The following is a 26,247-nucleotide window of genomic DNA, read 5'->3' as shown; positions in this document are numbered from 1 at the left end:
TACCGGGATAACAATACCGCCGTGGACGGTGCGCCCTTCGCACCTCGACGGCCTGACCCCTGGGAGCCTCCGTGATCGAGATCCTCGCCCCGGCCGAGATCGACCGAGCCCGTCGGAGCGGGGCCCTGGTCGGCAGCATCCTCGACACCCTCCGCTCCCGGGCCGAGGTGGGCACCGACCTCCTCGAGCTCGACGCCTGGGCTCGCGAGCTCATCGACCGAGCCGGCGCCGACTCCTGCTACGTCGACTACGCCCCCTCGTTCGGCAGCGGCCCGTTCGGGCACCACCTCTGCACCTCCGTCGGCGACGCGGTGCTGCACGGCAAGCCCCGGGCGCAGCGGCTCGTCGACGGCGACCTGGTGACCCTCGACCTCGCGGTCTCCCTCGACGGCGTCGCCGCCGACTCCGCGGTGAGCTTCGTCGTCGGCCAGGCCGCACCCGAGGCCACCGCGCTGATCGAGGCGACCGAGCGGGCACTCGCCGCCGGCATCGCGGCCGTCCGCCCCGGTGCCCGGGTGGGCGACCTCTCCCACGCGATCGGCACCGTCCTGACCGACGCCGGCTACGCCGTCAACCTCGAGTTCGGCGGGCACGGCATCGGATCGACGATGCACCAGGATCCGCACGTCGCCAACGACGGCCGCCCCGGTCGCGGCTACCGCCTCCGACCAGGCCTGCTGCTCGCCCTCGAACCGTGGGTGATGTTAGACACCGACCAGCTCGTCACCGACCCCGACGGCTGGACGCTGCGCAGCGCCACGGGGTGCGCCACGGCGCACAGCGAGCACACGGTGCTCGTCACCGACGACGGCGCCGAGATCCTCACGCTGCCGCCTCGCCGGTCCTGAATCCACGAGTGGGGGCACGATGGCCGCATGTCCGACTCGACTGCCACGACGAATCCGCTGCGTGACGACTCCCTCTCCGTGCTCACCCGGGGCTACGGCTTCGGTGCCCGACTGTGGGGCCGCACCCGCTCGGGTGCGCGTGCCGTGCCTCTCCGGCTCCTCGGGCGGCCAGCGTTGCTCGTGCGCGGCGCCGAGGCCGTCGAGCTGTTCTACGACGAGCAGCGGATCGCACGGCACGGAGCCATGCCCGCGGTCGTCCAGCAGACGCTGTTCGGCCGGGGGTCGGTCCACAGCCTCGACGAGGCGGAGCACCGGCACCGGAAGGCGACCTTCCTCGACGTCGCCTACGACGACGAGCAGGTCGCGCGGCTGACGCCGCTGTTCGATCGCGAGTGGCGCCGTGAGGTCGACGGCTGGCTGGCCGGCGGTCGACGCTCCGCCTACGACGCGGCCGTCGGAGCGTTCGGGCGAGCGAGCATGGCGTGGGCGGGCCTGCCCGGGACGGCGGCGGCACGGACCCGATGGTCCGCGCGCCTCGCACAGATCGTCGACGGCTTCGGCGTGCCGTACTCCCCCGAGTACCTGCTCGCGGCTGTGAACCGCGCGTGGTCGGACCGTCACGCTCGCCGCCTCGTGGAGGCTGTCCGAGCCGGCGCTCTCGAGCCCGACGCGGGGACGGCTCTGCACGAGTGGGCCTGGCACCGGGACCCAGAGGGTGCGCTGCTGCCCGCGAAGCTGGCGGGGATCGAGCTGCAGAACAGCATCCGCCCGATGATCGCCGTGGCCCGCTTCGTCGCCTTCGCGGCGGGGGAACTGCACGACCGCCCCGAGTGGCGGGGGCGGATCGCCGCGGAGGGCGCGGAGCGCAGGACCCTGACCGGCGGGCCGCTCGCCGTCGCCTTCGCGCAGGAAGTCCGGAGGACCGCCCCGTTCGTGCCGATGCTGCCGGGCTGGGCGCGGGACGACGTGGAGCTCGACGGGCAGCGACTGCCGGCCGGGGGGCGGGTGCTGCTCGACATCCTCGGCACCGACACCGACGACGCGTCCTGGGACCGCGCCTCCGAGTTCGATCCGGAGCGCTTCGCCGGTGTCGACGACTACGAGGCGATCACGACGTTCGTCCCGCACGGTGGCGGAGACCCGGCCGCCGGCCACCGGTGCCCCGGCGAGAAGCTCGCGATCGCGGGCCTCGCCGCCGCGGTCACGGCCCTCAGCGACCCCCGTCTGACGATCCTCGACGAGGGGCTCGCGGTCGACCGCCGGCGGCTGCCGACGAAGCCGTCGTCCGGCGGGCGGATCCGAGCCGCCGGAGCGCCGTCCCGCTGCCCGTTCCATTGACGCCGCGAGGACGCTCCACGGGGGTGCACCTCTCAGCCTCCCTCGACCGCCCCCGGGCCTGAGCTGCGATCATCGAGGTGAGCCCGCTCCGTGATCGACCTGCCACCCGTTCATCTGACCGTCGGCCACGGTGTGAGGTCAGGCAGCCGGCCCCAGCTCCGTGAGCTCTCCGCCCGCGATGCGAAGGCGGCGTTGTGCGCGCCGGGCCACGGCCGAGTCGTGCGTGACGATGACCACCGTGAGCCCGCGGTCACGCCAGACGCCCTCGAGCAGGTCCATGATCTCGTCGCGGGTGGCCTCGTCCAGCGAGCCCGTCGGCTCGTCCGCGAGCAGCACGCTCGGTTCCTTGACGAGGGCCCTCGCGATGGCCACCCGCTGCTGCTGCCCGCCCGAGAGCTCGCTCGGCAGGTGGTCGGCTCGTTCGGCGAGCCCCACGGACGCCAGCGCCGCCCTCGCCTTCTCCCGGCGCTCCGCCCGGGGCGTCGAGCCGTCCGCGAAGGCCGTCTCGACGTTCTCCGCGGCCGTCAGGGTCGGGATGAGGTTGAAGCCCTGGAAGACGAAGCCGATCTCGCGGGCCCGTGCCGCCGCCAGGGCGTGGTCGCCAGCCGCCGAGAGCTCGGAGTCACCGAGTCGGACCGTGCCGCTCGTGGGCCGGTCGAGCGCGCCGAGCATCTGGAGCAGGGTGGACTTGCCTCCGCCGGTGGGCCCCTGGATCGCGACCATCTGCCCTGCGGGGATGACGAGGTCGACGCCGGCGAGGGCCGTCACCGTGCGCTTCTTCTGCTGGTAGGTCTTGGTGACGGCGATGAGCGTGTACATGGGCGGCGTGCCTCCGGGGGCGATGGTGGTGGTGTCGCCGGCCGCAGCCGGCCGGGGGGTCGGGTCCGTCGCTTCGTGGAGGTCGGTCACGCGACGCTCCTCAGGGCCTCGGCGGGGCGCAGGCGCGAGGCACGCCATCCCCCCGCGGCTCCGGCGAGCAGGCCGCCCACGACGGCCAGGCCCACCGCGAGGACGACGATCGACACCGTCACGGGCACGGTCAGGGCGACGTCGGTGGTGGCCTGCACCACCTGCTGGCCGGCGCCGCCTCCACCCGCTGATCCGGGGCCGCCGGCACCGGGGCCTGCCGCCTGGGCGGTGGCCGCGGCGGACAGGGTCGGTGCCACGAGGTTCACGACCAGGATCCCGAGAAGGCCGACCGCGACTCCGACGACTCCGCCGATCAGGCCCTGCACGAGAGATTCCCCCGCGACCTGACGGGTGATGCGGGAGCCGCTCCAGCCGATGGCCTTGAGCGTGCCGAACTCGCGGGTGCGTCGACCGACGCCCGAGACGGTGAAGAGGATCGCCATGAGGAACGCGGCGGCGAGCACCGCCACGGAGAGCCACGTGCCGAGCTTGCCGATCAGGTCGGACGCGGTCGAGAGCGAGCCGGACACGCTCGACGCCAGGTCGGACTGGGTGTTCACCGTGGCGTCCGGCAACGCCGCCTGCAGGTCGGACTTCAGGGCGTCGACGCCGCTGGCGCTCGACGCCGTGACGTAGACGTCGCTGATCTGGTCCGTCAGCCCGCTGAGGGCCTGAGCGGTGTCGAGGGGCACGTACGTGTCGGAGGCGGTGGCGGCGTCCGACGACGTGGACGCCGCGATGCCGACCACCGTGAAGTCGGTGCCGCCGATCGCGAGCGTGTCGCCGACGGCGAGATCGGCGCTCGTCGCGTACGTCTGGTCGAGCACGACGACGTCGGCCCCCGCGTCGGCGGCGGTCAAGCTGCGGCCGTCGACGATCGAGGCGCTGCTGAGCGGTCCGACCGCGTTCGTCGCGGGGTCGAGGCCGGTGACCGAGAACTGGTCGACGTCGAACGCGCTGCCGCCCGCGCCGTCGGCCCCGCCGGTGGGAGGCGCGGCCTGCGTGCCCGCGTCGGTACCGTCACCGGTCGCACCGTCGGCACCCGCGCCTCCCGCGCCCCCCTGGGAGAAGTCGGGCACCGTGCCCGAGAAGCTGGAGGCCTGCAGGCTCAGGGTCGCGGTCGCGGCGGAGACGCCGTCCACGCCCTCGACCGTGGTCAGGGCCGACGAGTCGAAGGTCGCGGTGCCCCGCGCGGCGGACAGGGTGCTCTGGGCGACCTCGGTGCTGCCGTCGTCGGTGGTGGTGCCGTCGCCGGAGCCGAAGGCGAACTGCTGGCCGGGCCCGTCGGCGCCCGGCTCGGCGGTCTGCGTGATGGTGACGTCGGTGCCGACGCCGTAGACCGACTCGAGGACGGTCGACTGGGCGTTCTTCACACCGGCCGCCACCCCGCTCACGATCATCACGAGGGCGATGGCCAGGGCCATGCCCGCCGCGATGATCACGGTCTGCTTGCGTCTGTTGCTCAGCTCTCTGAGCAGGTAGGTCAGGAACACGGTTCTCCTCGGTGCGGGGATCAGGACGAGGAACACGGTAGGAAACACTGCCCTCAGCACCCGATGGCGCAGCTAAGAGAGCCCTATGGCACCAGGCCCCCACACCCGCCGTCTTGGTCGGACCTGACGAGGGTCCACGAGCCATGCCGCACCCTCGAGGACGGGACGATCCCGACAGCCACTGGACCCGACTGCCTCGTGTGCGCTCACGTCATGCCGCGGCCGTTGGACGATCGTCTGTCGGGCACTGGCGTCGAACTTCCTGGGCCCATGCCGGCCAGGCCTGGACGCCCGCATCCAGGTCCAACGAGGCGCACCCGAGAGGGCCCTGTCGGAGACGCTCGGAGAGGCTTCAGCCGAGCGACGGCGGCAGGGCGCCGATCTGGCCGAGGATGCTCAGCAGGTCCGGCTGGCCGACCTCATCAACGATCCGACCGTCGACGAAGCGGTAGAAGTTGCTGGCATGCGCGATGACCGCCCTGCCCGTGGCAGGCGTCCCGAGGAACTCGCCGTCGTGGGTGCCGCGAAGTGTGAACCGAGCAGCGACGGTGTCGTACTCGACGACGACCTGATCGACGCTCCATTGGATGTCGGAGAACGCGCCTCGCATGATGGTCAGGATCTGCAGGTACCCCGGTAGACCACGGAGCGCCTCGGGCGAGAACGGTGTCATGAACGTCGCCTCAGGGGAGATCACGGTCTCGCCGATGGTGGCATCGCCGCTGTTGATGAACTCGACGAAGCGGTGGAAGGAGGTGCGGTGGTCGGTGGTCATGGTGTTCCAATCTCTGAGGCTGGCGACCAAACTACTTTACATAGCAAGCATTGAGCGTAGGCTCGGATCATGAACACGAACGCCGCAGCTTCCTCCGAGACCCCTGCCCCACAAGGGGACGTCAGCACCCGCGGGGTTCGTGCCCGTGCGTACTTCGAGGCTCTCGTGCGGCACGAGACCGACGTTTGGAACTCGGTCGAGAAGCGGATGCGGGGTGAGGGCATCCTCAGCCTCGCGCGCTTGGAGGTGCTGCGGATCGTCGACGTCGCCCCCACAGGCGCTCGCGTGCAAGACGTCGCGACCGGGGTCGGGACCTCGATCGCGGCGGCCAGTCGCCTCCTCGATCGTCTCGCCTCCGATGGTCTCCTCGAGCGGGCACCAGACCCTGATGACCGCAGGAGCGTCCGCAGCACGCTCTCGCCGCAGGGGCGGGATGCTCTCGCCCTCGCAGACGAGCGGTTCGGGCGAGCGCTTGACGAGGTGCTCACAGAAGCAGACGATGAGGCCATCTCGAAGGGCCTGGCGGCACTCGAACGGCTGCAGGCGGCAGTGGAGACAGGACGATGACCCCGACCATGCGAGCTGTCGTCATCGACGCACCCGGCGACCCCGAAGTGCTGAGCATCCGCGAGCTGCCGGTGCCGGTCCCCGCGCCGGGTCAGGTCCTCGTCCGGGTGGAGGCGTTCGGGCTGAACCGGTCGGAGCTGCACTTCCGCCGTGGCATGGGCCACTTCGGGAGCTTCCCGCGGGTCCCCGGGATCGAAGCCGTCGGGACCGTCGAGGCAGCCCCCGGCGGGGAGTTCGCACCCAGCACGCAGGTCGCCGCGCTCATGGGTGGAATGGGCCGCGAGTTCGACGGGGGCTATGCCGAATACACCCTCGTCCCGGCCGGCAGCGTCGTCCCGTTCCGCAGCAGCCTCGAGTGGTCCGTGCTCGGCGCCGTCCCCGAGATGCTGCAGACCGCCCACGGCTCGCTCACCGTCGGTGTCGACGCCCGCCCGGGAGATACGCTCCTGATCCGCGGAGGCACGTCATCGGTCGGTCTCGCCTGCATCGTCCTGGCGAAGCAGCAAGGCATGAACGTCATCGCCACCAGCCGCAACCCCGACCGCGCCGAGTTCCTGCGAAGGACCGGCGCCGACCATGTCGTGATCGACACCGGCAGCATCGCGGACGCGGTACGAGAGATCGTGCCTGCCGGCGTCGATGGTGCCGTGGAACTCATCGGCACCGACACCCTGCCCGACACGCTCCGGGCGACCGCAGTGCACGGCACCGTCTCCTTCAGCGGGATGCTCGCTGACGTGTGGACGATCCCCGATTTCTACCCGATGGCCGTGATTCCGAACGGCGTCCGTCTCACCGCGTACTCCGGTGAAGCCAGCGACCTACCGGCACCCGTACTGCAGGCCTTCCTCGACGCCGTGGCCGCGGGCACCGCAAGCGTGCCCATCGCCAAGGTCTACGACTTCGAGGACATCGTCCAAGCCCACCGTGACATGGAGAACGGCACACAGGCGGGCAAACTCGTCGTCACGGTCCACTGAACCGGTCGAGTTCGGATGCCGATCGTCTATCGGGACGCCGCCCTGAGCAGGTTTGCGAGATGGTAGTTCCACCCCTCCTCGTGTGCGGCTCGAAGTCCGTCGCCATCTACGAGCTGCCCAAAACCTCGTTCCGTCAGCGTGACCGTGCTCCGCTCGCCGTCACTACGGATGTTGAAGCGGACCATAAGTGGCGACGGCCATTCCGGCTGCTGCCACACGAAGGCCAGCCGACTCGGCGGTACTGCTTCCGTCACGCGACCGTCAGCGAAGTGCTCGCGGCCGCCCTCGGTCCAGGTCTCGCGCACGACCGAGCCGACCTCGGGAGTCAGCACCAGCTCAGGCCACCAGGAGTCGCGCTCGTCCGTAAGCGCGCACCACAGTCCCTCCGCGGAGGACACCGATGCGACGGTGATCGACAGCGAGTCAGCGCACATGCTCAGACGCTAGTGCGTCTGCCCAGCACCGGCGCCGATGTGCCGGCCAACGATCGGCTATCGGGCAGTCAACGGTCGGTTGCCGTAGCGCTCAGGTCCTTGGCTGATGCGAGGTCTTGAAGGGCGGCGAGGTGCCCGTCGATTGCGTCCCGGCCGGCGGGTGTGAGTGCGATGCGGGTGGTTCGACGCGCGTCACGCCTGGTCGTGGAGGCTTCTTTTGTCGTGCTCATGTACCCGAGTTCCGTGAGCGCGCGGACGGTCTTGGACAGGTTTGCGTCGCTCAGCCCGAGAGTTGTGGCGAGGACCGAGAAATCGATGTGGTCGACGGGGCGGAGAAGAGCGCACAGGCGGAGCCTCGTCGGAGCATGGATCGATTCGTCAAATCGTGCTCTAGACGCCACGCCGCAGCTCCTGGCCGTAGAAGTGGTCATAGACGTATCCGCCCGGGAACATGGTGAGGAAGCTCACCGCGCCGGCCGTCAACGCCCATGCAGTCGAGTCCGCATGCACGGCGAGGCCGGACACGAAGACCATCGTGAGCACCACGATGCCCATCGCGACGAGGACGAGCAACGATCTGGGGCCAGGAACCCTGTTGGTGGAGATGCCCGTCGTGAGTACGAAGGCCCGCTCGAGGCCGACGAGCCCGAGACAAGCGAAAGCAATGACAACGAAGACCCACACGCCTCCAGCAAGGGGAGCCAGGGGTATCGCCGCCGTGAACAGCGCCAACCCCGGGTAATACCAGCGTGGTGAACGCGTTCTTCGCGCGAGTTCGAGCCTGTCACCCTCGAGACCACGCAGGGCATCGCGGGCAGAGGCAGGACTCTGAGCATGATTGCTTTCCATGTGGACAAGTTATTCACTTAACCAAGCGGAAAGCAAGGGTCTGCTTGCGGCCCCGCTTGACGCTCTGCCACTTGCCCCCTGACCGATCGCTTATCGGGCGGATGGCACCGCTCGACAGATGCCGATCCAGCTAACGTCTGCCTCAACGGAACAACGACTCTGGAAGCAACACCATGTGGGATGCCTGGCGAGACCGGCTCGACGATACGAGCTTGCCGCCGGCGGCAGCCCTGTGGGTTGCGCAAAATGGTACCTACGAGGAGCGCTGGGAGCTCGCGTCACGTCAGGGTCTTGACGAAGGCACATTCGGTGCGTTGCTCGAGGTCGACGATCACCGAATACACGACATCTTGGCCCTGAACAGAGACCTGCCACGAGCCTTTCTCGACCAGCTTGCGATCGCGGGCCTCGCTAAGAAGGAGTACATCAGCGGGCATCAGAACGCCCCTATTGAGCGCAAGCGAGCACTTCCGTTCAAGTACGTGACAGGACAGAGCCTGGAACTTTTCCTCGACGAAGTCCAGGCCACCGCATCCGAACGAAACGCCGCCTGGCGGACATCAGCAGCCAAGGCCAGCAGGTCTCTTGGCGAGGTATGGGACGCCATCAGGACTGACTAGACGTCGATCTCGGAAGCGTGCCGCCCTCCAGACGATCGGTCACCGGGCGTGGCTCCTGGAAGGATGACAGCGTGCGCCTTTCTCCTTGGCCTGCTCAAAGCGGGGCTCTCCTCCTCCGCGACCCTCGGCCCGAGGAAGCGGACCAGGTCGTCGCCCTTCGGAACAACCCCGTCGTCAACCGGTTCATGCTTCGCACACACGTCGACCCGGACGCCTACGCCAGAGAGTGGGCGAGCATCCCCGACAGTGACACTGACTTCTCGTGCGTCGCTGAGCTGAACGGCCAGCTCGCCGGCCTGGGGTTCCTCGACGTCACCGACGGCCTGGGGCAACCAGGAATGCCCCCAGGCACGCAAGGCGTCATCGGCTACATGCTCCAACCCGACCTCGCCGGACGAGGACTGGGAACGGACCTGGCCCGCGGGCTCCTCACGGCAGCATTCGACGCGCTCCGGCTCCGGCGTGTCATCGCGAGCTGCAACGCAGACAACATCGCCTCTGCCCGCATCCTCGAAAAGAACGGCATGCGACGCGAGCAGCACGGCGTCGAGGATTCCTGGCACGCCGACCTGGGATGGGTCGACGGCTACCAGTACGCCATGCTCGATCGCGAGTGGGCCGTCGCTCGAACCGTCCGATAGCCGATCGGTCGCCGGACGCTCGAGGGCGCCGGCTACCCCCCGTGGTTGCGGGGCGCGGATCGTCTCGATAGGCCGGTACGGAATAGATCCCGGTGATGGATGGGCTATCGGGCACGTTCGTACCATTCAGTCATAGAACAGTGATGGCTTCCCAGAGCATCTCTCCGTCGACGAGAGTCGACGTCGGTGCGAGCCCGAGCCTTTCGGCCACACGTGCTGACACCGCATGGTCTTGATGGACGTAGGCCTGCAAGCGCCTGACACCGATCGACGGTAACCACGCCGCGACCGCCAATGTTGCTTCCCCTGCCAGACCACGGCCCTGCTCCGACACGGTGACCAGCCAAGCGAGGTCAGCCACGAGCTCGACGCCCCTGCGTGTAAGCGTTGCTTGGACGAAACCGATAGCCAGCCCGCCGCCAGCAGGACGGATGATCCAGTTCAACCACCCGGCCCGCCCGTCCTGGGACTGGCCTCGTGCCTGACGACGGTAGCGCGCCTCCAGCTCGTCAGATGTAGGGGGTTCCCCGCCGGTGAACCGGTACAGGTCACGGGGCGCCAGGGCCGTCACCATCTCCCTCGCGTGCCTCACGGCGAGCGGCTCCAGCGAGAGACGATCCGTTCGCAGGGCCTCAGCTCGCGGCCACGACGTGACCTGAGCATCGCAGGTCGACCGGACACCCATCCCGGTGGGGACCTCGTCGGACAGGAGCCCCTCCCCCTCCATCTAGCGGACGTTCGCTCCGCGCAGCGACAGGGTCGTACCCCCCGCAGCGACGAGCACCAGCGCAACGCCCCCGACGGCGAGCCACCAGACCTGGAATGCCCCAGCAATGTCGACGAGCGACGGGGCGAGCACCAGCAGAAGGCCTGCGAGCACGAGCACCGCGACGACGGCCACTGAGAGAGGGCCGCGCGGGCCGAAGCGCAGCCAGACCCCACCGAAGACCGCACCGACGGTGAACGCAGTCAGCGAACCGAGGAACATGACGAGCATCAGAACCGCGACGTTCCCCGCGCCGAGGACGGCGCTGTCGAAGACGTAGATGCCGACGAACCAATGACCGGTGAGCAACTCGAGGCCGAGCATCGAGGCTGCGACGACGGCGAGGTAGGCGGAGACGAGCGCGTGGGTGAGGAGCGTGCCCGCCGCGAACCCGCGTCGCGTGGTGCCCAGCGACGCCGCCAACGGGAACACCGACGAGACGCTGGCCACGCCGGTCGCCACGAGGTACCCAGAGACGGACCACGCTAGGGCCGGATTGTTCCGGGCGCTGTCGGCGTAACCGGGCGAGGTCGGAGACATGCCGGTCGCGCGTTGGATCGCGAGCTGGATGATCACGGTCGCCACGCCTGCGATGAGCATGATGGCGAGAGGCACGAGGAACCATGTCGTGCGGCGCACGAGCTGAAGTCGGACGACGGCGGTGGCACGGTTCACGACAGGGCTCCTTCGATGGTGACGGACACAGCACGGTCGTCCATGCCGGGTGACGGCGCACCAGCGCCCAGGGCTGCGACGAACTGCTGGAGCGACACGGAACCCAGCTCGACCCCGGCCGCGCGGGCCTCGCGCCGGACGACGTCGTCGGGGGCCCCCGCGACGGTGACGCTCGCGAGGCCGCCGAGCGTGTGCCGGGCGAGGACCCGTCGAGAGCCGACGACTCGGTCGACCGCACTAGCGGCTCCTGCAGCCGTCCAGGCCGAGGCGCGAGCCGTATCGACGTCGGTGTCGAGGACGACCCGGCCCTCGTCGAGCACGACGACCTGCTCCAGCAGGGATTCCGACTCGTCGACGAGGTGGGTCGAGAGCAGAACGGTGCGGGGGTGTTCGGCGTAGTCGACGAGCAGGCGGTCGTAGAAGATCTGGCGTGCGGTGGCATCGAGGCCGAGGTAGGGCTCGTCGAAGATCGTCAGCGGCGCCCGCGATGCAAGTCCGAGCACGATCGCGACGCTCGACGCCTGACCTCGCGACATCTTCTTGATCGGCGTCCGCGTCGGAACGCGCAGGTCGGCCACGAGGTCACGGGCGAGCGCGGGGTCCCAGCCGGCGTGGAAGGCCGGAGCGACCGAGAGCACGTGCCCGATGCGGAAGTCGTCGGGCCAGCGCTGGCTGTCCCGCACGAACGAGGTGCGCGACAAGACCTCGACGCTCTCGACCGGGTCGCGCCCGAAGGTGCGGACAGTGCCCGAGCTCGGACGTTCCTGCCCGGCGATCACCGAGAGCAGGGTGGTCTTGCCCGCGCCATTGCGACCGAGCAGGCCGCAGATGGCGCCCTCGCGGACGGTCGTGCTGACGCCCGCGAGGGCGGCGGTCGACCCGTAGGCGCGGTGCACCTCGGCGACCTCGACGGCGGTACTCATGAAAGGTCCTCCTGATTGATCATGCGCGTGAGCGCTGAAGCGTCGATGCCGAGGGCGGCGGCCTCGCGGACGAGCGGGCGCACGTACTGCTCGGCGAAACGGGCACGACGCTGCTCGACGAGCAGGTCGCGCGCGCCAGGGGCCACGAACATGCCGATGCCCCGTCGCTTGTAGAGCACCCCGCCGTCGACGAGCAGGTTCACTGCTTTGCCGGCCGTAGCCGGGTTGATGCGGTAGAACGCCGCGAACTCGTTCGTCGACGCCACCTGCTCCTCTTCCGCGTAGGTGCCGGCGAGCACGTCGTCAGCGATGCGATCGGCCAGCTGCTGAAAGATCGGGCTGCTCTCATCGAACACAGCGACCCTCCTCACTGGTTAGTTGGTTCAGTAATGAACCTATTGACCCCGGGTGATCATGTCAAGGAGGCCGTGAAAGACACCTCTCCGATCCGCGCCCCAAGACCGGCAACGGCGATCGATCCCGCCCGCGGCGAGGAGACGTATCCGACCGGAGATCGATCTCGTATCGGCCACCAGCGCCCCACCTGACGCACCTGCACCGACAACGGCGCGTGTCTTCAGCGGCGGAGGTGATCAGTCCGGGGAGTCGTGGGACGACGAATCTGTCGCTGAGACCCGCCGATAGCCGATCCCTATCGGGCACCCTCAGAGCAGGCGTCGTCGGCGCAGAGTTAGGGTCATCGATCCGTAAGCGTGAAAGGCATTGCCGAGGTCTGCCCCAAGAAGGCGCCCAGTGAGTCACATTGAGCACCGAGCTGAGTGACTAACGAGCACCACTCACCTGACACGACGGGCCTTACCCGCCGGGGCAGTAGCCGCTCGTGCCGAAGCAGGGAGGCTGATCGTTGCGAGGCGCCTTGTTCACTCCGACGGATCTGCTGTCGAAGTATTCACGGTTGTACTCGATCCCCAGCACGTACGCGGCCCCCGTGGCACTTATCGCCGTTGCTAGGTCGTCTCCTTCCAACCCAGCCGTAGACGAAACGACGACGTCTGTTGGGTGGAAGTACGCGCGGTCTAAGAAAGCGTCAAGTGTCGCGACGACAAGGGTCGTCTCGTCCGTTCCGTGAGCTCTGGACGCGGGATGTGCTGTGAGAACGCCGAAGGCAGGATCGGCAAGCAAAGGGAGATCTTCTGAGTCTGCGAACGGGTCCACCGGAGAGATATCCGAGTCTTTGAGGGCGACAGCAGCTTGCTCGAGCGCCTGCTCAGAAGTGACGGCGTCGAGGAGGGCATAGACAGCTCGGCCCTGTTGCAGGCAACGGGTACCACTCGCGTCGTCGAACAGGCCAGACGGGTCATCGGCGAACGTGCAGGTGTCTTCTCGCGCAATGGTGATGCGGGGAGCCGATACCGAACCGGGCCACGCCAAGGCGTCGTCCGCTAGTTCTGTTGCCTCTGGCCGTACATGCTCGGCCAGCGAGGGATCAACCACCTCAGACGCGCAGCCCGTCAGAGTCAAACCCAGCACCAACAGGAGCGGACCTGTTCGTTTCCCTCTCACTGTTCCCCCTTGACGCGAGCGTAACGCCCCTCCTCGATCTCGAAGCATCTGCGACCGCAGGACGATCGGTGACCGGGCGGTGTCAGGTCTCAGAGACTTCCGATCAGCGCGTGCAGGAATCGCAGGACGGGGCGGGCCAGCCATCGCCAGAGCCAGAGCCAGAGCAGCGGACGAGGCCACCAGTCGGGCGCCCCACTGTTGGCGCGGTCCCGGCGCCGCCGGGCGCGCTCGGCACGTGTCCGGGGCTGCGGCCTACGACGCGCGCGGCCTCTAGGGCGTTCCGGCAGGGGCCGCTCCGACTCCGACATCTACGCTTGCTCGGCTCTCTGGATGGCCCGGTAGACCGTTGAGCGTGCGACACCGAAGACCTCCGCGATGTCGCTGGTGGTGTGGGCGCCGGTCCGGTGCAGCTGCACGAGGTGCTTCTCCTGAGAGGCGGTGAGCTTGGGCTTGCGGCCTCGGAGCTTGCCGGCGGCCTTGGCGATGGCCATGCCCTCACGAGTGCGGGCACGTATCAGGTCGGCCTCGAACTCGGCCACCATGCCGAGCACGTTGAAGAGCAGCCGGCCGACGGGGTCGGTGGGGTCGTAGACCGCTCCCCCGAGGTTCAGGGCAATGCCCTTCTTCGTCAGCTCGTCCGCGATGTCCGTCGCGTCGCGCAACGACCGGGCGAGACGGTCGAGCTTCGTCACGACCAGGACGTCGCCGGCACGGCACGCGGCCAGCGCCTCACGGAGGCCGGGTCGTGCTCGAGTCGTGCCCGACAGACCGTGGTCAACATGCACGTGTTGATCGTCAACACCCAGTGCTGCGAGACCGTCGCGCTGTGCTGCGAGGTCTTGTCCCGAGGTCGAGACGCGAGCGTATCCGATGAGCATGCGACGACTGTAGCGTTCAAACCCCCGTCACCGGGCATTTTTGCGGGACAGGCATACGCGAATCCGCAGGCCAGGCGCCACTTGACCTCAGCTCGCCACAGCGGGCCCAAGCAGGTGTCCCGATGAACGACCGCTCAGTGAAACGGCAACAGCCACCCCGGGGCAGTACTCGTTCGGCATCGGCGGAAGACGACCACTGGTGGCCCGGAAGCAGGTACCCGGCACTCAGCCGCGCGCGACGGCGTCCGGGCCGAGGAGCTTCCGCAGCGCGATCAGGGCGTCGCGCGTGCGCGTCTTCATCGTCCCGAGCGGCACACCCGCCTCGCCGGCCGCCTCGGAGTGGCTCAGGCCGCCGAAGTACGTCAGCTCGAGCGCCTGCCTCTGGGCGGCGGTGAGGCCCTTCATCGCCCGGCTCACCCGCGCGTGCTCGATGTGCACGGCAGCGGTCTCGGCGACGTCGTCGCGCACGTCGTCGAGGTCGCGGATGCCGACGGTCATGTCACGGACCCGGCTCGCCTGGGCCGAGCGGACCCGGTCGATCGCACGACGACGAGCACGGACGAGCAGCCACGACACCGCCCTGCCCTTCGCGGGGTCGAACTGCGCCGCCTCCTGCCAGGCGGAGAGGAAGACCTCCTGCGCGACCTCCTCCGACTGCGCCGGGTCGACGAGGATGCGCCTCACGAGCCCCAGCACCCGTGACGACGTCATGTCGTAGAGCTGGGCGAAGGCCCTCTGGTCACCCTGCGCCGTCGCGAGGACGAGGTCGTCCTCGCTCGGGTCCTGCCGGAGCAGGAGTTCTGAGGTGAGGGTCACGGGGGCCGTCCGGTCTGGGCGTGGGGGCGAGGAGTACAGGAATGCTCCCCCCGGCGCTGCGGCCACTGTATGCGCCTGCATCCTCTCCGGTACCCCCACTTCGGGCCGCCGCCGATCCCCCGGCGGCCCGACCGGGTCAGATCGCCGACCAGCCGCCGTCGGAGGGCAGCACGACCCCGTTGACGTTCGTCGCGTCGTCGCTCGCGAGCCAGGTGATCGACGCGGCGAGCACGTCGGCCTCGACGGGCGTCGGCACGGTCGTCTGCATGATCGGGCCGAGGGCCGCCGCGGCGACCTGCGACTTCATCGGCGCCTCGATGTTGGTGATGGTGGCCCCGGGTGCGACGGCGTTGGTGCGGATGCCGTGCTTCGCGTAGACGACGGCCGTGTTCTTCGTGATGCCCGCGACAGCGTGCTTCGAGGCCGTGTAGGCCACGCCGGCGGCCGAGCCGCGCAGCGCCGCCTCCGACGCGACGTTGACGATCGCACCCGAGCCGGCCTCGATCATGAGGGGCAGCACGGCCCGCGTCAGGCGCACGACGGCCGTGACGTTGATCGCGAAGACGAGCTCCCACGTGCGGTCGTCGACCTCGGCGGCGGGCAGGAAGCCGTCCATGATGCCGGCCACGTTCGCCAGCGCGTCGACCCGGCCCTCGGCGGCGGCGACGACCGCCTGCACGCCCTCCTCCGTCGTGATGTCGCCGGTCACGGGAACGAGGTCGAGCTCGGCGTTCTCGGCCACGAGCGCGTCGAGGCGCTCGGCCACGACGTCGGCGGCCACGACCCGGGCACCCTCCCGCGCGAAGCGGAGGGCGGACGCACGGCCGATGCCGCTGCCCGCCCCGGTGACGATGACGGTCTTGCCGCGGAAACGGTCGGGGGTGGTGGTCAGGTCGGCCATGGCTGCCTCTTTCGTCGGGACCGGCCTCGGTGCCGGTCCCGAGCATTGTGACACGCGGTGCCAGAAAGAGGCTGCGCGTCGGCCGGGAGGGCGGCAGACCCTGACGACGAACCCCGTCCTCGCATCCGAACCCCGCCGCGGCAGGGTTCCGGTGCGAAGACGGGGTTCGTCGACCGGGCGACGCGAGCGCGCGGCGCGACCGGGCGGCGCGAGCGCGCGGCGCGAGCGACCGGCGCGACCTACGCCCCGAGCTCCTCCGCGACGCGGTCCCACCAGCCGGCGGAGGCGGTGCGCACCGACTCGACCCGCGACTCCCACCGGGCCCGCACCTGCGCCGCGTCGTCCCAGGTCGCCAGCGCGAGCCGCGCCGCCGAGCCGAGCACCAGCGCCTCGACCGAGGCGACGCTCGTCTGGCCGAAGGCGCCGAGCGCCCCCGTGAGCTTCACGCGCGTGTACTCGTCGACCGAGATGCCGACCGTCGGCACCCCGCCGGCGACCGCGAACACGGCCGGGTGGTAGCGGCTCGTCAGGTGCAGGGAGGCGCCCCGCGCGAACCGCGCGGCGGCCACGGAGTCGGTGGTCGGCTCGATCCGCACCGTCGAGGTCGTCATCGCGTCGATGACCCGGCGGTGCAGCACGGCGTCGCCCCGCTCCTCGCCCTCGTTCAGCGAGGCCCAGTGCGCGAGGAACGCGATCTCGAGCCCCGTCTCGTCGGCGACCCGGTCGAGCAGTCGCGCGAGGGCGGTGACGACCTGCCTCCGGTCGGCGTCGCCGACGTGCGTCGAGAGGCTGACCGCGCAGTACGGGAAGGAGCCGGCTCCGACGAGCAGCGACCCGGGCCCGGCCGAGGCGCCCGCGTCGAGGCCGGTGACCACGGGAGGCGCGGCGTCGGCCCCGAGGAAGCTCGCGTCGTCGACGTTCTGCACCACCTTGCGCGCGAGGTCGGGCGCGGTGTCGTCGGCGACGCGCCGCATCAGCGTGTGCGAGGCGCTCTCGCGCACCCCGAAGAGGCGCGCGTCACGGAGCAGCCCCGACACGAGCCGCTCATCGTCGGCGACGAGGTCGGGCCCGATCGTCTGGCCCGTGACGACCAGCGGGCGCCCGACCACGCGGGCGACGGCGCCGAGGGCGGCGCGCTCGAAGACGTGCAGCGACCAGCGGGAGGCCATGTTGCCGCCGCCGGCGACGGCGACCGCGTCGGCCTCGCGGACGGCCTCGATCACGGCGAGCGCCGGGTCGTCGTGGGGCAGCGCGGTGCGGCTGCCCCCGGCCGCGGCGAGCACGCGCTCGAGGCGCTCGACCTGGCCGTCGCGGCCGCCGAGCGGGCCGGGGGCGAAGCCGATCGGCCGGACGGCGTCGACGTCGTAGCGCGCGGCGGTCTCGTCGGGGGCGCTCGAGAGCAGCGTGACGGCGTCGACGCGGCGCTGGCGCAGCTGGACGACGAGCTCCTCGGTCATGGCCTCGTCGCCGATGTGGATCATGTCGTCGACGACGCCGACGTCTCCGATGGCGAGTGTGCGCACGCTGACCTCCGGGCCCGCGGGCCGTCCAGGGACAAGGGGAAGGAGGCGCGGACCGGGCCCGCGCCTCCTCGACGGTAGTGCACCGCAGGCAGCCCGCCGCACGGGCCGCGGGCGCTGCGCGGCCGGCTACCCCGCGCGGTCGGCGAAGACGACGCGGTTCTGGTCGTAGTGGCCCGATCCGCGGTCGAAGACCCCGCCGCAGGTGATGAGCCGCAGCTCGTCGGTCGGCTGCGCCCCGAACACCCGGGCGGTGGGGAACTCGGCCTTCGGCACGTCCACCACCTCCGACACGACGTAGCGCGCGACGCCGCCGTCGACGTCGGTCAGCACGACCTCGTCGCCGACGACGAGCTCGTCGAGCCGGGCGAACACGGCGGGCCCCGAGGCCGAGTCGACGTGGCCGGCCACGACGGTCGGACCACGCCCGCCGGGGCGCCCTCCCCCGGTGAACCAGCCCACGTCGTCGGCGTCGACGGGCACCTCCATCGCGCCCGAGGCGTCGAGCCCCAGGTCGATCAGCGGCTCGGAGAGCCCGATCGCGGCGACGTCGACGCGCGCCGGCGCGACGCCGACGGCCGGCACGGCCACGGCCTCCGCCTCGGCCGGCGCGGGCGGTGCCGTCGCCGCGCTCGGCGACGAGGCGGGGTCGGGCGAAGGGGCGGGAGCCGACGGAGTCGCGGTGCGGGCCCCGGCGTCGGTCGCGTCAGCGGCGACCCCGGCCCCCGTGCCCGAGCACCCGGTCAGCACGCCCAGCACGACGACCGCCGCGGCGAGCGCCGGCAGCGGCCGTCGCACGCGGGTCAGCCTTCCTGGGCGTGACGGCGGCGGACGGCGATCCACGCCGCCGTGCCGAGGACGCCGACCAGCCCGAGCGCACCCGCGCCGAGCGCGAGGTCCGAGCCGATGCCGGCCTGCGCCGCGCCTCCGAAGCCGGTGTCGACGCCGCCGACGGGCACCTGCGTCAGCTGGCCGCGGACGACGCCCGAGGTGAACGCGGCGGTGTGCGAGTCACCGGTGAACGACGCCGGGTCGGCCTCGATCTGGGCCAGCGTGAAGCCGGTGCCGGTGTCGGCCCCCGCGTCGTTCATGACGCCGGTCGTGAAGGGGCCCTGCAGGCAGCCGCTGCTGGTGCGGGTGCCGTCGCCCTGGTCGACGGGGTTCGGGAAGGCGATGCGCGGCGGGCCCGACTTGCCCACCGCGGCCTGGTGGAGGTGCGTCGCCGTCTTCGCCGGGCTCATGTAGTCGCCCGTCACGCCCGTGAGGGTGATGTCGTAGCAGATGATCTCCTGGTCGCTGTTGATCCGGAAGTCGAACGTGCCCGTCGCGCCGGCCTCGCCCGGCGCCGGGGCGCCCGCGGTCGAGATGACCTGGTCGGGCGTCGCCATGACGGTGAACGCGCTGGTGAACGTGGACGGGGCCTGCACCTCGGTCTCCGCCGACGCGGGCGCGGCGGCGAGCAGGGTGAAGGCGGCCGCGGCGGCTCCTCCGATGGTCAGGATGCGGATGGATCGCTTCTTCGACATTCGTCTGCCTCTCGACGGGAGCCGCCCGGTCGGGCGCGCTTCTGCAGGGAGGTACGCCGGAGGAGGCGGCCGCGTTCACCCGAGTCGCGAGAATTCTCGGAACCGTCCTGGGGGCCGGTGAACGGAGCCGCCCGGGCCGTCGTATCCCCCTCGAGGGCGACGACCGGCGCGCCCCTACAGTGGGAGGCACCCGATGACGCTCACGCTGACGCGTCCCGCACCCGCACCCGCACCCGAGTGGAGCCCGATGAGCACGCCCGAGCCCGGCGTCGACGTGCACCCCGTCGACCTGCCGACCTTCGACGTGCCGTCGGCGTTCGCCGAACACGGCTCGGCCCTGCTCGGCTTCGCGGTCAACGCGCTCCGCGACCGCAGCGCGGCGGAGGACTGCGTGCAGGAGACGTTCCTCCGCGCCTGGCGGTCGCGCGACTCCTTCGACCCGGTGCTCGGCAGCGAGCGCACCTGGCTCTTCACCATTCAGCGACGCGTCGTGCTCGACGCCCTCCGCGCCCGGGCCCGTCGGCCAGCGCTCGTCGAACACGACGAGCAGCTCGACGTGCCGGCCGAGACCGGGGCGGACCCGCTCGACCGGCTCGGCATCGTCGAGGGGCTCGCCCGCCTCAGCGCGGAGCACCGGGAGGCGGTGGTCGCCGTGCACCTGACCGGCCTCAGCTACCAGGAGTTCTCGGCCGCCACCGGCGTGCCGGTCGCCACGCTCCGCACCCGTGTCTTCTACGCGCTCCGCGCGCTCCGCTCGCACCTCGACGAAGGGGACCAGACCGATGCCTGAACCGATGCCCGGGACCCCTGCATCCGACGACCGACGGGCCGAGCTCGTCGCCGCGGCCCTCGGCGACGACCTCAGCCCGGCCGAGGCCGACGAGTTCGCGCGGCTGCGGGCGGCCGACCCCACCATCGACCGCGAGCTCGCCGCGCTGGGCGGGCTGCCCGGCGCCCTCGCCGGCCTCGGATCGTGGCAGGACGTCGAGCCGAGCGCGGAGCTGCGCCGCCGGGTCGAGGGAGTCGCGGGGGCGGAGGCGCCCGGAGCGACCGCCTCGATCACGGGGCCGGCCCCGGTCGCCGGCACCGCGCCTCCGGCACCCCAGGCCCCCGGCCACGCTCCCGCACCCGCACCCGCACCCACGCCCACGCCCACGGAGCCCTCGGCCCTGGTGACGCCGCTGCGGTCGCGGCGCCGACCGCTGCTCACCGTGCTCGGCGCTGCCGCCTGCCTCGCGCTGGGAGCGGGCGTCGGCGCGCTCGTGGCCGCCCCGCGCGACACGACGCCCGAGGGGCCGGCCGGCACGCTCGGGGCCGTCGAGCCGATCGACTTCGCGGGGGCGCCGACCGGCGTGCGCGTCGAGGGCGACCTCGTCGCGCACACCTGGGGCACCGAGACGCTGCTGACCGTGACGGGCCTGCCCGTGGGCACGGCGTTCTCGGTCGTCGTGATCGACGACGAGGGCGGGGAGCACCCCTCGGGCGCCTTCCTCGGCACGGAGGTCGAGATCGACTGCCAGCTCAACGCGGCGGTGACGCGCGACCACGTCCGGTCGGTGGAGATCCGCGGGGCCGACGGCGAGCTCGCGGTCGCCGCGGTGCCCGCGGTCGAGGCCTAGCGCTCCGCCGCGGACGACTCCTCCCGCAGCCCCTCGAGCTCGCGCACGACCGCGGCCGCGACGGCGTCGGCCCGCTCGTGGTCGTCGGCGGTGAGCGTGACGACCGCGTCGTCGACGACGAGCACCAGCTGGCCGAGCGCGCCGTGCAGGCGCCAGGCCGAGCCCGGTCCGCTCCACGCGCCGAGGCCGTAGCGCTCGTAGCCCGGGCTCGTGCCCGCGGCGACCCAGCCCGAGTGCACGGCCGCGGCGGTCCCCTCCGACACGACGCGCCTCCCCCGCCAGGCCCCGCCGTCGCGGAGCAGCCGGCCCAGCCGCGCCACCTCCTCCGTGCGGAGCGCGAGCCCGTCGCCGGCGGTGACGAAGCCGAGCGGGCAGCGCTCCCAGGCCACGTCGCCGAGGTCGAGGGGGCCGAGGAGTCGCGGCCGGAGGAAGTCGACGACGTCGCCCACCCGGGTCGCCAGCACCCGCATCGCGGTGTACGTGCTCGCGTTCGAGTACTGGAACACGCGGCCCCGCGACGGTCGGCCGACGAACTCGAGCGCGAGGTCGGGCCAGTCGGTCATCAGGGTGGGCGACCACGGGAGGTCGACGCCGCTCGTCATCGAGAGCAGGTGGCGGAGCGTGACACGGTCGACGCCCTCGCCGAGCTCGGCGCCGGGCAGCCACGCCGCGACGGGCTCGTCGAGCGAGAGCCGGCCCTCGTCGGCGGCGATCCCCGTCGCGAGCGCGCAGACGGCCTTGGCGACCGAGTGCACCTCGCGCCGGACGTCGGGCGACCAGCGGTGCTCAGCGACGTCGTCGCCGACGAGCACGTGCAGCCCGTGCGCGCGGAAGCCCGCGTGCTCGACCTCGGCGACGAGGTGGTCCCGGACGGTCTCGGCCCGGGTCCGGGCGCCGGTCGGGGCACCGGTCGGGGCGCGGTCGGGGGTGCGGGTCACCGCCCGAGTCTGCCGTGCCGGGCACCGGGGCACCAGGTGGGGCGGGGCGCCCCGCACGGCGTTCCCAGGCCACGCACCGCCCGCTCCCCGCTATCGTCGGATCGGCCCCGCACCCGGAGCCGGCGAGCCGGACGACCCCCGGCCGCGAGAGGGGCTCCCGTGGGCATCCAGACTTCGCTCGACGCCGTCCACCAGGCGACCGGCCTCGTCGAGTCCATGCGCCTCGCCGACGACCTCGCGTTCGAGGCCGCGCGCACGGGCGGCACGCGCACCATCCGCCTGCTCACCGGCGCCCTCGGCAGCAGCGACCAGCTCGTCGCCATCGCCGCGACGCACGCGCTCGCGCAGGTGCACGACGAGCAGGCCGACCTCGCGCTCAGCGCCGTGCTCTCGAGCGAGCGCGCCTTCCTCCGTGAGCACGCCGCCTGGGCGCTGTCGTCGCGCCTCCCCCGCCCCGAGACCGTCGGCCGCCTGCTGGCGCTCGTCGTCGAGGGCGGCTTCGTCGGCATGCTCGCGCAGCGCACCCTCGAGCAGTGGTCCGACGCCGCCCCCGACCTCGTGGCCGTGTCGGTCGAGGGCAGCCTGATCGGCGTCCGGGACGCGGAGGCGCGCTACCGGCTGGTCGAGACGCTCGGCCTCGTGCGCGACCGGATCGCGACGCGCCCGCTGCTCGCCGTCGCCGGCGACGAGGGCGAGTGCGAGCACGTGCGCGTCGCCGCCGTCTCGGCCCTCGGCCAGCGCCGCGGCGCCCCCGGGGTGGCCGTCGCGCTCGAGCGCTGGGCCGACGGCGAGGGCTACCTCGCCGACGTCGCCCGGCTCGCCCTCGTCGACCTGGCCGCGGGCCCCGGCTCCGCCGCCGGCGCCGACGACGCCGCCGAGCGCGGCCTCACGGTCGCCCAGCTCTTCCTGCACGCCGACATCGACGCCGACCTCACCGCGGCGGGGAGCGGCGACAACGGGGGCATCGCGACCCTGCTGGTGCGGCTCGGCGACGCGCTCGTGGCCGACACGGCCGAGCCCCCGGTCGACGTGCGGCCGGAGGCGGTCTCGACCCGCGACTCCTCGACGGCCTCCCGGCTGCCGACGTCGGCAGGAGGCGCGGTGCACGACGGCCCGCCGCTCACCGTCAGTCGGGTGGTCACCCTCTCGAGGGGCTCGTCCGCCGGGGCGCTCGAGAGCGTCAGCGACCTCGCCGGCTACGACCGCGGCCACGTCTACGGGCGGGTGCCGCTGCTCAGCGGCCCGGTGCCCTCCGCCGCCGCCTGGCCGCTGCGCGTCGCGGCCCGCCGCGGCATCCGCCGCGTGCTGCGCGCCAGCGGCGGCGTCGACGTGCTGCACCTGCGCATGGCCGACGTCGGCAGCCTCGCCGCCGCCGACGTCGCCCGCGAGCTCGACGTGCCCGTGGTCTTCACGGTCGCGCCCGACCCGCACGCGGTCATCCAGTCGATGGACCTCGCGGGCGGCCTGACCCGCGAGAACTTCGGCGACGTCGACGTGAAGGAGCACTTCTGGTTCCGCGCGAGGCTCGTGCAGCAGCTCGCCTCGAACGCGTCGCACACCGTGCTCTTCCCCCGCCCCGAGCTCGCCGCCGACCTGCGCGACCTCGTCGGCATCGACATCACGTCGCACCCCGAGCGCCACACGATCGTGCCCGAGGGCATCGACCTCGCGGTGGTCGACCGGGCCGTCGCCGAGGCCGCCGCCCACGCCGCCGGACAGCCGGCCACCCCGCCCCTCGCGGAGCTGCGCGAGCTGCTCGAGACGCTGCCCGCCGAGCGCCGTGACCTGCCGCTCGTCGTCAGCGTGGGGCGCTTCCACCGCGTCAAGGGCATGGCGACGATCGTCGACGCCTGGGCCCGCGGCCCGCTCCGCGACCGGGCGAACCTGCTGCTCGTGGGCGGTGACCTGACGGACCCGTCACCGGACGAGCGGGAGCAGCTCGAGCTCATCCACGCGACCCTCCCTCGGGAGACGCACCGCGCCTCCGGCCTGCTGCTGCCGGGGCACCGCCCCAACGACACCGTCGCCCGCTGGGTCGCCGCCGCCCGGTTCGGCGTGCCCGGCCTCGCCGCCCCGCGCGGCGTCTACGTCTGCGGCAGCCTCAAGGAGGAGTTCGGCATCGCCCTGCTCGAGGCGATGGGCTCGGGCCTGTTCGTCGTCGCCCCCGACGGAGGCGGCCCCTCGACCTACGTCGAGCGCGACGTCACCGGCGTGCTGACCAGCACCTGGGACGTCGACGCACTCTCCGCCGCGATGGGCCGCGCGGTCGGGCTGGCGGCGGGCGAGCCCGACGACCAGAGGGCGGCGCGGTCGCGGGCCACGGTGGAGCGCAGCTTCACCATCCAGGCGATGGCCTCGGCCCTGGCGTCGGTCTACGGCGGGGTCCACCTCGACGAGGTCGCGGCCCTCGACACGGCGTGGCTCCGATGACGCTCCTGGTGATCTCGCCCGACTACGCGTCGCACCTGCTGCCGCTGGCGACGTTCGCGACGGCCTGGCGCGACCGCGGCGAGCGCGTCGTCGTCGCGACCGGCGAGGCGACGGCCGGCATCGTGGCGTCGTTCGGGTTCGAGCGGGCGCACCTGCAGCTGGCGCGCGGCTCGAACCCCGGCGTGATCCGCGCCGAGGAGCAGCCTGCGGGCGAGGACGACTCGCTGCGCGGCTTCTTCGACGCGACCCGCCGCGGCGGCGTCGAGACCCTCGCCTACCAGGCGCGCGAGCGGCTCACCGACCTCATGTGGCAGCCCGTCGAGACCGCCCGCGCGGTGCAGGCGGTCGTCGCGGAGGTGCAGCCCGACGCCGTCATGGTCGACCACCTGGCCTTCAGCGCCCGGCTGGCGCTCGTCGCCGGGCACGTGCCGCACACCGACGTGGTGCTCGGGCACCCCTCGGCACTGCCGTTCGGCGACGAGGTCTACGGCCTGCCGCCGGAGTGGCCCGCGGGCTGGGAGGCGGGGCTCGACCCGGCCGCGCTGGCCGACCTGCGCTCCCTCTGCGACCGGGTCAGCGCCTCCTTCACCCGGGAGTGGAACACCGCCCTGGCCGAGCTCGACCCCGCCGCGGCCCCCTCGGCGTCGGCGTTCTCGGAGCACGGCGACCTGCTGCTCTACAACTACCCGGCGGAGCTCGCCGACCCGGAGCGCACGCCGCTGCTGCCGCCGCACGCCCACCTGGGCTCCGCGGTGCGCGAGGAGCCGCTCGACCCCGAGGTGGAGGAGTGGCTGGCGTCGAGCGACGAGCCGTTCGTCTACGTGAGCTTCGGCAGCTTCCTGTCGGTGCGGTCGGACGTGCTCGCCCGCGTCGCCGCGGCGCTCGGCCGGCTGGGGGTGCGGGCCGCGATCGCGACGGGCTCCGCGGTGCCCGCCGACCTCGGCGAGCTGCCCGAGTCGTGGCTGGTGCGGGGGTTCCTGCCCCAGGTGCGGCTGCTCTCGCGCGCTGCCGCAGGGGTGACGCACGGCGGCAACAACAGCGTCACGGAGTCGATGACGCACGGGGTGCCGCTCGTGGTGCTGCCGTTCTCGACCGACCAGTTCGCGGGCGCCGCGGCGCTCGAGCGCACCGGCGTGGGCGTCGTGCTGCCGCCCAACACGGCGTCGGTCGACGAGCTGGCTGACGCGGTCGCGCACGTGCTCGACCTGCCGGAGGGCCCCCGGGAGGCGCTGGTCGCGCTCTCGGGGTCGCTGCGGCGGGAGCCGGGCCGGCTCCGTGCCCTCGCGGCGGTGGACGCCGCGGCGGCGGGCCGTCTGCGCTGAGCCCTGGGGCTGGGCGCCACGGGCTGAGTGCTGCGGGCTGGGCGCGGCGGGATGGGCGCTGGACGCGGGGCGCTGCGGGGTGGGCGCGGGGCGCGGCTCAGGCGGCGGGGACCTGCAGGAAGGCGCGCATCGTGGCCTCGTCGACGGCGGCCTCGCGGTAGGCCTGCATCAGCGCGGCGTTGGCGTCGTACTGGGGGCCCTCACGCGACTCCGCCTGGTGGTGCAGCGCGAAGACGGCGCCCTCGTGGCGCACGGGGGCCTCGCCGAGCAGGGTCTCGTGCGCGAGGTACCAGGCGGCGTCCTCGAAGCCCCAGCCGCGGAAGCGCTCGTCCTGCCCGCCGTGGCTGCGCCAGGTGGCGGGGGTCGTCACGTAGACGCCCGAGCAGGCGCCGCGGACGAGCTCGTGGTCGCACTCCTCGAGGGGGGTGCCGTCGGCGAACTGGGCGCTGCCCGTCGCCCCGAGCCAGTGGTACGCCGTGTAGGGCAGGTGCACGCGGCCGGAGGTGCGGGCCGCGGCGACCGCGGCGAGCAGGGGCTCGAGCTGGGGCAGGGTGTCGGCGTCGGCGATGACGGCGACCTCGTCGGCGGCGACGCGGGAGACGCCGACGTTGCGGCAGCGCGCGAGGTTGAAGAGCTCGTCGTCGGTGTCGACGGGGACGATCTCGGCGTCGGGCAGGGCACGCCGCCACCAGGCGACGACGGTCTCGAAGGCCGGCACACGACTGGGCTGCGGACGCCACGGGATCACGACGGTCACCATGGGCGCGAGCTTACCGGCGGTGCGCGGTGCCGAAGTGCTGGCGGGGCATCGGGGCGCCGGGGCGCCGGGGCGCCGGGGCGCCGGGAGAACGCCGTCCAGGATCGCTGATCCACTCCGGAGTGGAGCAGCCCGCCCGACACACGCCTCCGGCCCGGCCCCTCGCTCCACTCCAGAGTGGATCGAGGGCACGCACCG

Annotated in this window: 28 protein-coding genes; 10 read left to right on the top strand and 18 right to left on the bottom strand. The window is 72.2% G+C overall.

The genetic code is table 11. The features are described 5' to 3' along the window. Positions 1 to 71 precede the first annotated feature (71 nt). A complete protein-coding gene (map, locus tag FHR77_RS00935) occupies positions 72 to 848 on the top strand; it encodes a type I methionyl aminopeptidase (protein ID WP_167258093.1) in 777 nt (258 codons plus the stop codon). 27 nt (positions 849 to 875) lie between these two features. Beyond that, positions 876 to 2,186, top strand: a complete 1,311-nt coding sequence (locus tag FHR77_RS00930) for a cytochrome P450 (RefSeq protein ID WP_167258091.1) — start codon at positions 876 to 878, stop codon at positions 2,184 to 2,186. Positions 2,187 to 2,324: 138 nt separating this feature from the next. Here the strand turns inward: FHR77_RS00930 and FHR77_RS00925 are convergent, their stop codons facing one another. The 3 genes from FHR77_RS00925 to FHR77_RS00915 form a co-directional block, all read right to left on the bottom strand. After that, positions 2,325 to 3,005, bottom strand: a complete 681-nt coding sequence (locus FHR77_RS00925; RefSeq protein WP_167259391.1) for an ABC transporter ATP-binding protein — start codon at positions 3,003 to 3,005, stop codon at positions 2,325 to 2,327. Positions 3,006 to 3,091: 86 nt separating this feature from the next. Beyond that, positions 3,092 to 4,588 (bottom strand): ABC transporter permease, encoded by a 1,497-nt coding sequence (locus FHR77_RS00920; protein ID WP_167258089.1) that lies wholly within the window; start codon positions 4,586 to 4,588, stop codon positions 3,092 to 3,094. A 352-nt stretch (positions 4,589 to 4,940) separates the two neighbouring features. Next, positions 4,941 to 5,363, bottom strand: a complete 423-nt coding sequence (locus FHR77_RS00915) for an ester cyclase (protein ID WP_167258087.1) — start codon at positions 5,361 to 5,363, stop codon at positions 4,941 to 4,943. A 69-nt stretch (positions 5,364 to 5,432) separates the two neighbouring features. On the opposite strand from FHR77_RS00915, the gene FHR77_RS00910 reads away from it, so the two are divergent. Beyond that, positions 5,433 to 5,930: a MarR family transcriptional regulator gene (locus tag FHR77_RS00910; RefSeq protein ID WP_167258085.1), complete on the top strand. Its 498-nt coding sequence runs from the start codon at positions 5,433 to 5,435 to the stop codon at positions 5,928 to 5,930. After that, positions 5,927 to 6,910, top strand: coding sequence for a zinc-binding alcohol dehydrogenase family protein (locus FHR77_RS00905; RefSeq protein WP_167258083.1), 984 nt, complete (start codon positions 5,927 to 5,929; stop codon positions 6,908 to 6,910). The genes FHR77_RS00910 and FHR77_RS00905 overlap by 4 nt, the downstream gene beginning before the upstream one ends. 26 nt (positions 6,911 to 6,936) lie before the next feature. Here the strand turns inward: FHR77_RS00905 and FHR77_RS00900 are convergent, their stop codons facing one another. The 3 genes from FHR77_RS00900 to FHR77_RS00890 form a co-directional block, all read right to left on the bottom strand. After that, positions 6,937 to 7,344, bottom strand: coding sequence for an SRPBCC family protein (locus FHR77_RS00900; RefSeq protein ID WP_167258081.1), 408 nt, complete (start codon positions 7,342 to 7,344; stop codon positions 6,937 to 6,939). 68 nt (positions 7,345 to 7,412) lie between these two features. Beyond that, positions 7,413 to 7,775, bottom strand: coding sequence for a transcriptional regulator (locus tag FHR77_RS00895; RefSeq protein WP_167258079.1), 363 nt, complete (start codon positions 7,773 to 7,775; stop codon positions 7,413 to 7,415). Beyond that, entirely contained in the window at positions 7,735 to 8,193 is a 459-nt protein-coding gene (locus FHR77_RS00890) for a hypothetical protein (RefSeq protein WP_167258077.1), read from the bottom strand. The genes FHR77_RS00895 and FHR77_RS00890 overlap by 41 nt, the downstream gene beginning before the upstream one ends. Before the next feature lie 173 nt (positions 8,194 to 8,366). Between FHR77_RS00890 and FHR77_RS00885 the strand changes: the two genes are divergently transcribed. Next, positions 8,367 to 8,813: a hypothetical protein gene (locus tag FHR77_RS00885; protein WP_167258075.1), complete on the top strand. Its 447-nt coding sequence runs from the start codon at positions 8,367 to 8,369 to the stop codon at positions 8,811 to 8,813. A 71-nt stretch (positions 8,814 to 8,884) separates the two neighbouring features. Next, positions 8,885 to 9,454 (top strand): GNAT family N-acetyltransferase, encoded by a 570-nt coding sequence (locus FHR77_RS00880; RefSeq protein WP_167258073.1) that lies wholly within the window; start codon positions 8,885 to 8,887, stop codon positions 9,452 to 9,454. A 130-nt stretch (positions 9,455 to 9,584) separates the two neighbouring features. Here the strand turns inward: FHR77_RS00880 and FHR77_RS00875 are convergent, their stop codons facing one another. From FHR77_RS00875 to FHR77_RS00830, 10 genes are all read right to left on the bottom strand, one after another. Beyond that, complete coding sequence (locus tag FHR77_RS00875) at positions 9,585 to 10,139, bottom strand: GNAT family N-acetyltransferase (RefSeq protein ID WP_167259390.1); 555 nt, start codon at positions 10,137 to 10,139, stop codon at positions 9,585 to 9,587. 42 nt (positions 10,140 to 10,181) lie between these two features. Next, positions 10,182 to 10,796, bottom strand: a complete 615-nt coding sequence (locus FHR77_RS00870) for a hypothetical protein (protein WP_167258071.1) — start codon at positions 10,794 to 10,796, stop codon at positions 10,182 to 10,184. Positions 10,797 to 10,891: 95 nt separating this feature from the next. Further along, the gene (locus tag FHR77_RS00865) at positions 10,892 to 11,818 is read right to left on the bottom strand and encodes an ATP-binding cassette domain-containing protein (protein WP_167258069.1); all 927 of its coding nucleotides are present in this window, start codon (positions 11,816 to 11,818) and stop codon (positions 10,892 to 10,894) included. Next, positions 11,815 to 12,174, bottom strand: coding sequence for a GntR family transcriptional regulator (locus FHR77_RS00860; protein ID WP_167258067.1), 360 nt, complete (start codon positions 12,172 to 12,174; stop codon positions 11,815 to 11,817). Before FHR77_RS00860 ends, FHR77_RS00865 begins: the two co-directional genes overlap by 4 nt. Before the next feature lie 1,476 nt (positions 12,175 to 13,650). Further along, a complete protein-coding gene (locus FHR77_RS00855; protein ID WP_167258065.1) occupies positions 13,651 to 14,220 on the bottom strand; it encodes a recombinase family protein in 570 nt (189 codons plus the stop codon). Between the two features lie 225 nt (positions 14,221 to 14,445). Then, entirely contained in the window at positions 14,446 to 15,036 is a 591-nt protein-coding gene (locus FHR77_RS00850; protein WP_307803258.1) for a sigma-70 family RNA polymerase sigma factor, read from the bottom strand. A 136-nt stretch (positions 15,037 to 15,172) separates the two neighbouring features. Then, positions 15,173 to 15,937: an SDR family NAD(P)-dependent oxidoreductase gene (locus FHR77_RS00845; protein WP_167258063.1), complete on the bottom strand. Its 765-nt coding sequence runs from the start codon at positions 15,935 to 15,937 to the stop codon at positions 15,173 to 15,175. A gap of 239 nt (positions 15,938 to 16,176) precedes the next feature. Next, positions 16,177 to 17,460: a polysaccharide pyruvyl transferase family protein gene (locus tag FHR77_RS00840; protein WP_167258062.1), complete on the bottom strand. Its 1,284-nt coding sequence runs from the start codon at positions 17,458 to 17,460 to the stop codon at positions 16,177 to 16,179. A 126-nt stretch (positions 17,461 to 17,586) separates the two neighbouring features. Further along, a complete protein-coding gene (locus FHR77_RS15730) occupies positions 17,587 to 18,255 on the bottom strand; it encodes a class F sortase (RefSeq protein WP_341777165.1) in 669 nt (222 codons plus the stop codon). A 5-nt stretch (positions 18,256 to 18,260) separates the two neighbouring features. Then, positions 18,261 to 18,983: a CHRD domain-containing protein gene (locus FHR77_RS00830; protein ID WP_167258061.1), complete on the bottom strand. Its 723-nt coding sequence runs from the start codon at positions 18,981 to 18,983 to the stop codon at positions 18,261 to 18,263. A gap of 193 nt (positions 18,984 to 19,176) precedes the next feature. On the opposite strand from FHR77_RS00830, the gene FHR77_RS00825 reads away from it, so the two are divergent. Both FHR77_RS00825 and FHR77_RS00820 read left to right on the top strand, forming a co-directional pair. Then, positions 19,177 to 19,773 (top strand): sigma-70 family RNA polymerase sigma factor, encoded by a 597-nt coding sequence (locus tag FHR77_RS00825; protein ID WP_167258058.1) that lies wholly within the window; start codon positions 19,177 to 19,179, stop codon positions 19,771 to 19,773. After that, positions 19,766 to 20,602, top strand: a complete 837-nt coding sequence (locus FHR77_RS00820; RefSeq protein WP_167258056.1) for a hypothetical protein — start codon at positions 19,766 to 19,768, stop codon at positions 20,600 to 20,602. The genes FHR77_RS00825 and FHR77_RS00820 overlap by 8 nt, the downstream gene beginning before the upstream one ends. Here the strand turns inward: FHR77_RS00820 and FHR77_RS00815 are convergent. After that, complete coding sequence (locus tag FHR77_RS00815; protein WP_167258054.1) at positions 20,599 to 21,540, bottom strand: serine hydrolase; 942 nt, start codon at positions 21,538 to 21,540, stop codon at positions 20,599 to 20,601. The two genes, FHR77_RS00820 and FHR77_RS00815, sit on opposite strands and share 4 nt — an antisense overlap. Before the next feature lie 159 nt (positions 21,541 to 21,699). Here FHR77_RS00815 and FHR77_RS00810 point away from each other — a divergent pair, with 159 nt between their 5' ends. Together FHR77_RS00810 and FHR77_RS00805 are read left to right on the top strand one after the other, a co-directional pair. Beyond that, positions 21,700 to 23,970: a glycosyltransferase gene (locus tag FHR77_RS00810; RefSeq protein WP_167258051.1), complete on the top strand. Its 2,271-nt coding sequence runs from the start codon at positions 21,700 to 21,702 to the stop codon at positions 23,968 to 23,970. Then, positions 23,967 to 25,292: a nucleotide disphospho-sugar-binding domain-containing protein gene (locus FHR77_RS00805; RefSeq protein WP_167258049.1), complete on the top strand. Its 1,326-nt coding sequence runs from the start codon at positions 23,967 to 23,969 to the stop codon at positions 25,290 to 25,292. Before FHR77_RS00810 ends, FHR77_RS00805 begins: the two co-directional genes overlap by 4 nt. A gap of 97 nt (positions 25,293 to 25,389) precedes the next feature. On the opposite strand, the gene FHR77_RS00800 is transcribed toward FHR77_RS00805, so the two are convergent. Next, positions 25,390 to 26,052, bottom strand: coding sequence for a hypothetical protein (locus FHR77_RS00800; protein ID WP_167258047.1), 663 nt, complete (start codon positions 26,050 to 26,052; stop codon positions 25,390 to 25,392). Positions 26,053 to 26,247: the final 195 nt, after the last annotated feature.

The organism is Frigoribacterium endophyticum, from assembly GCF_011759585.1.
Classification (GTDB): Bacteria; Actinomycetota; Actinomycetes; order Actinomycetales; family Microbacteriaceae; genus Frigoribacterium; species Frigoribacterium endophyticum.
This window is presented reverse-complemented; position numbering and strand designations above follow the sequence as displayed.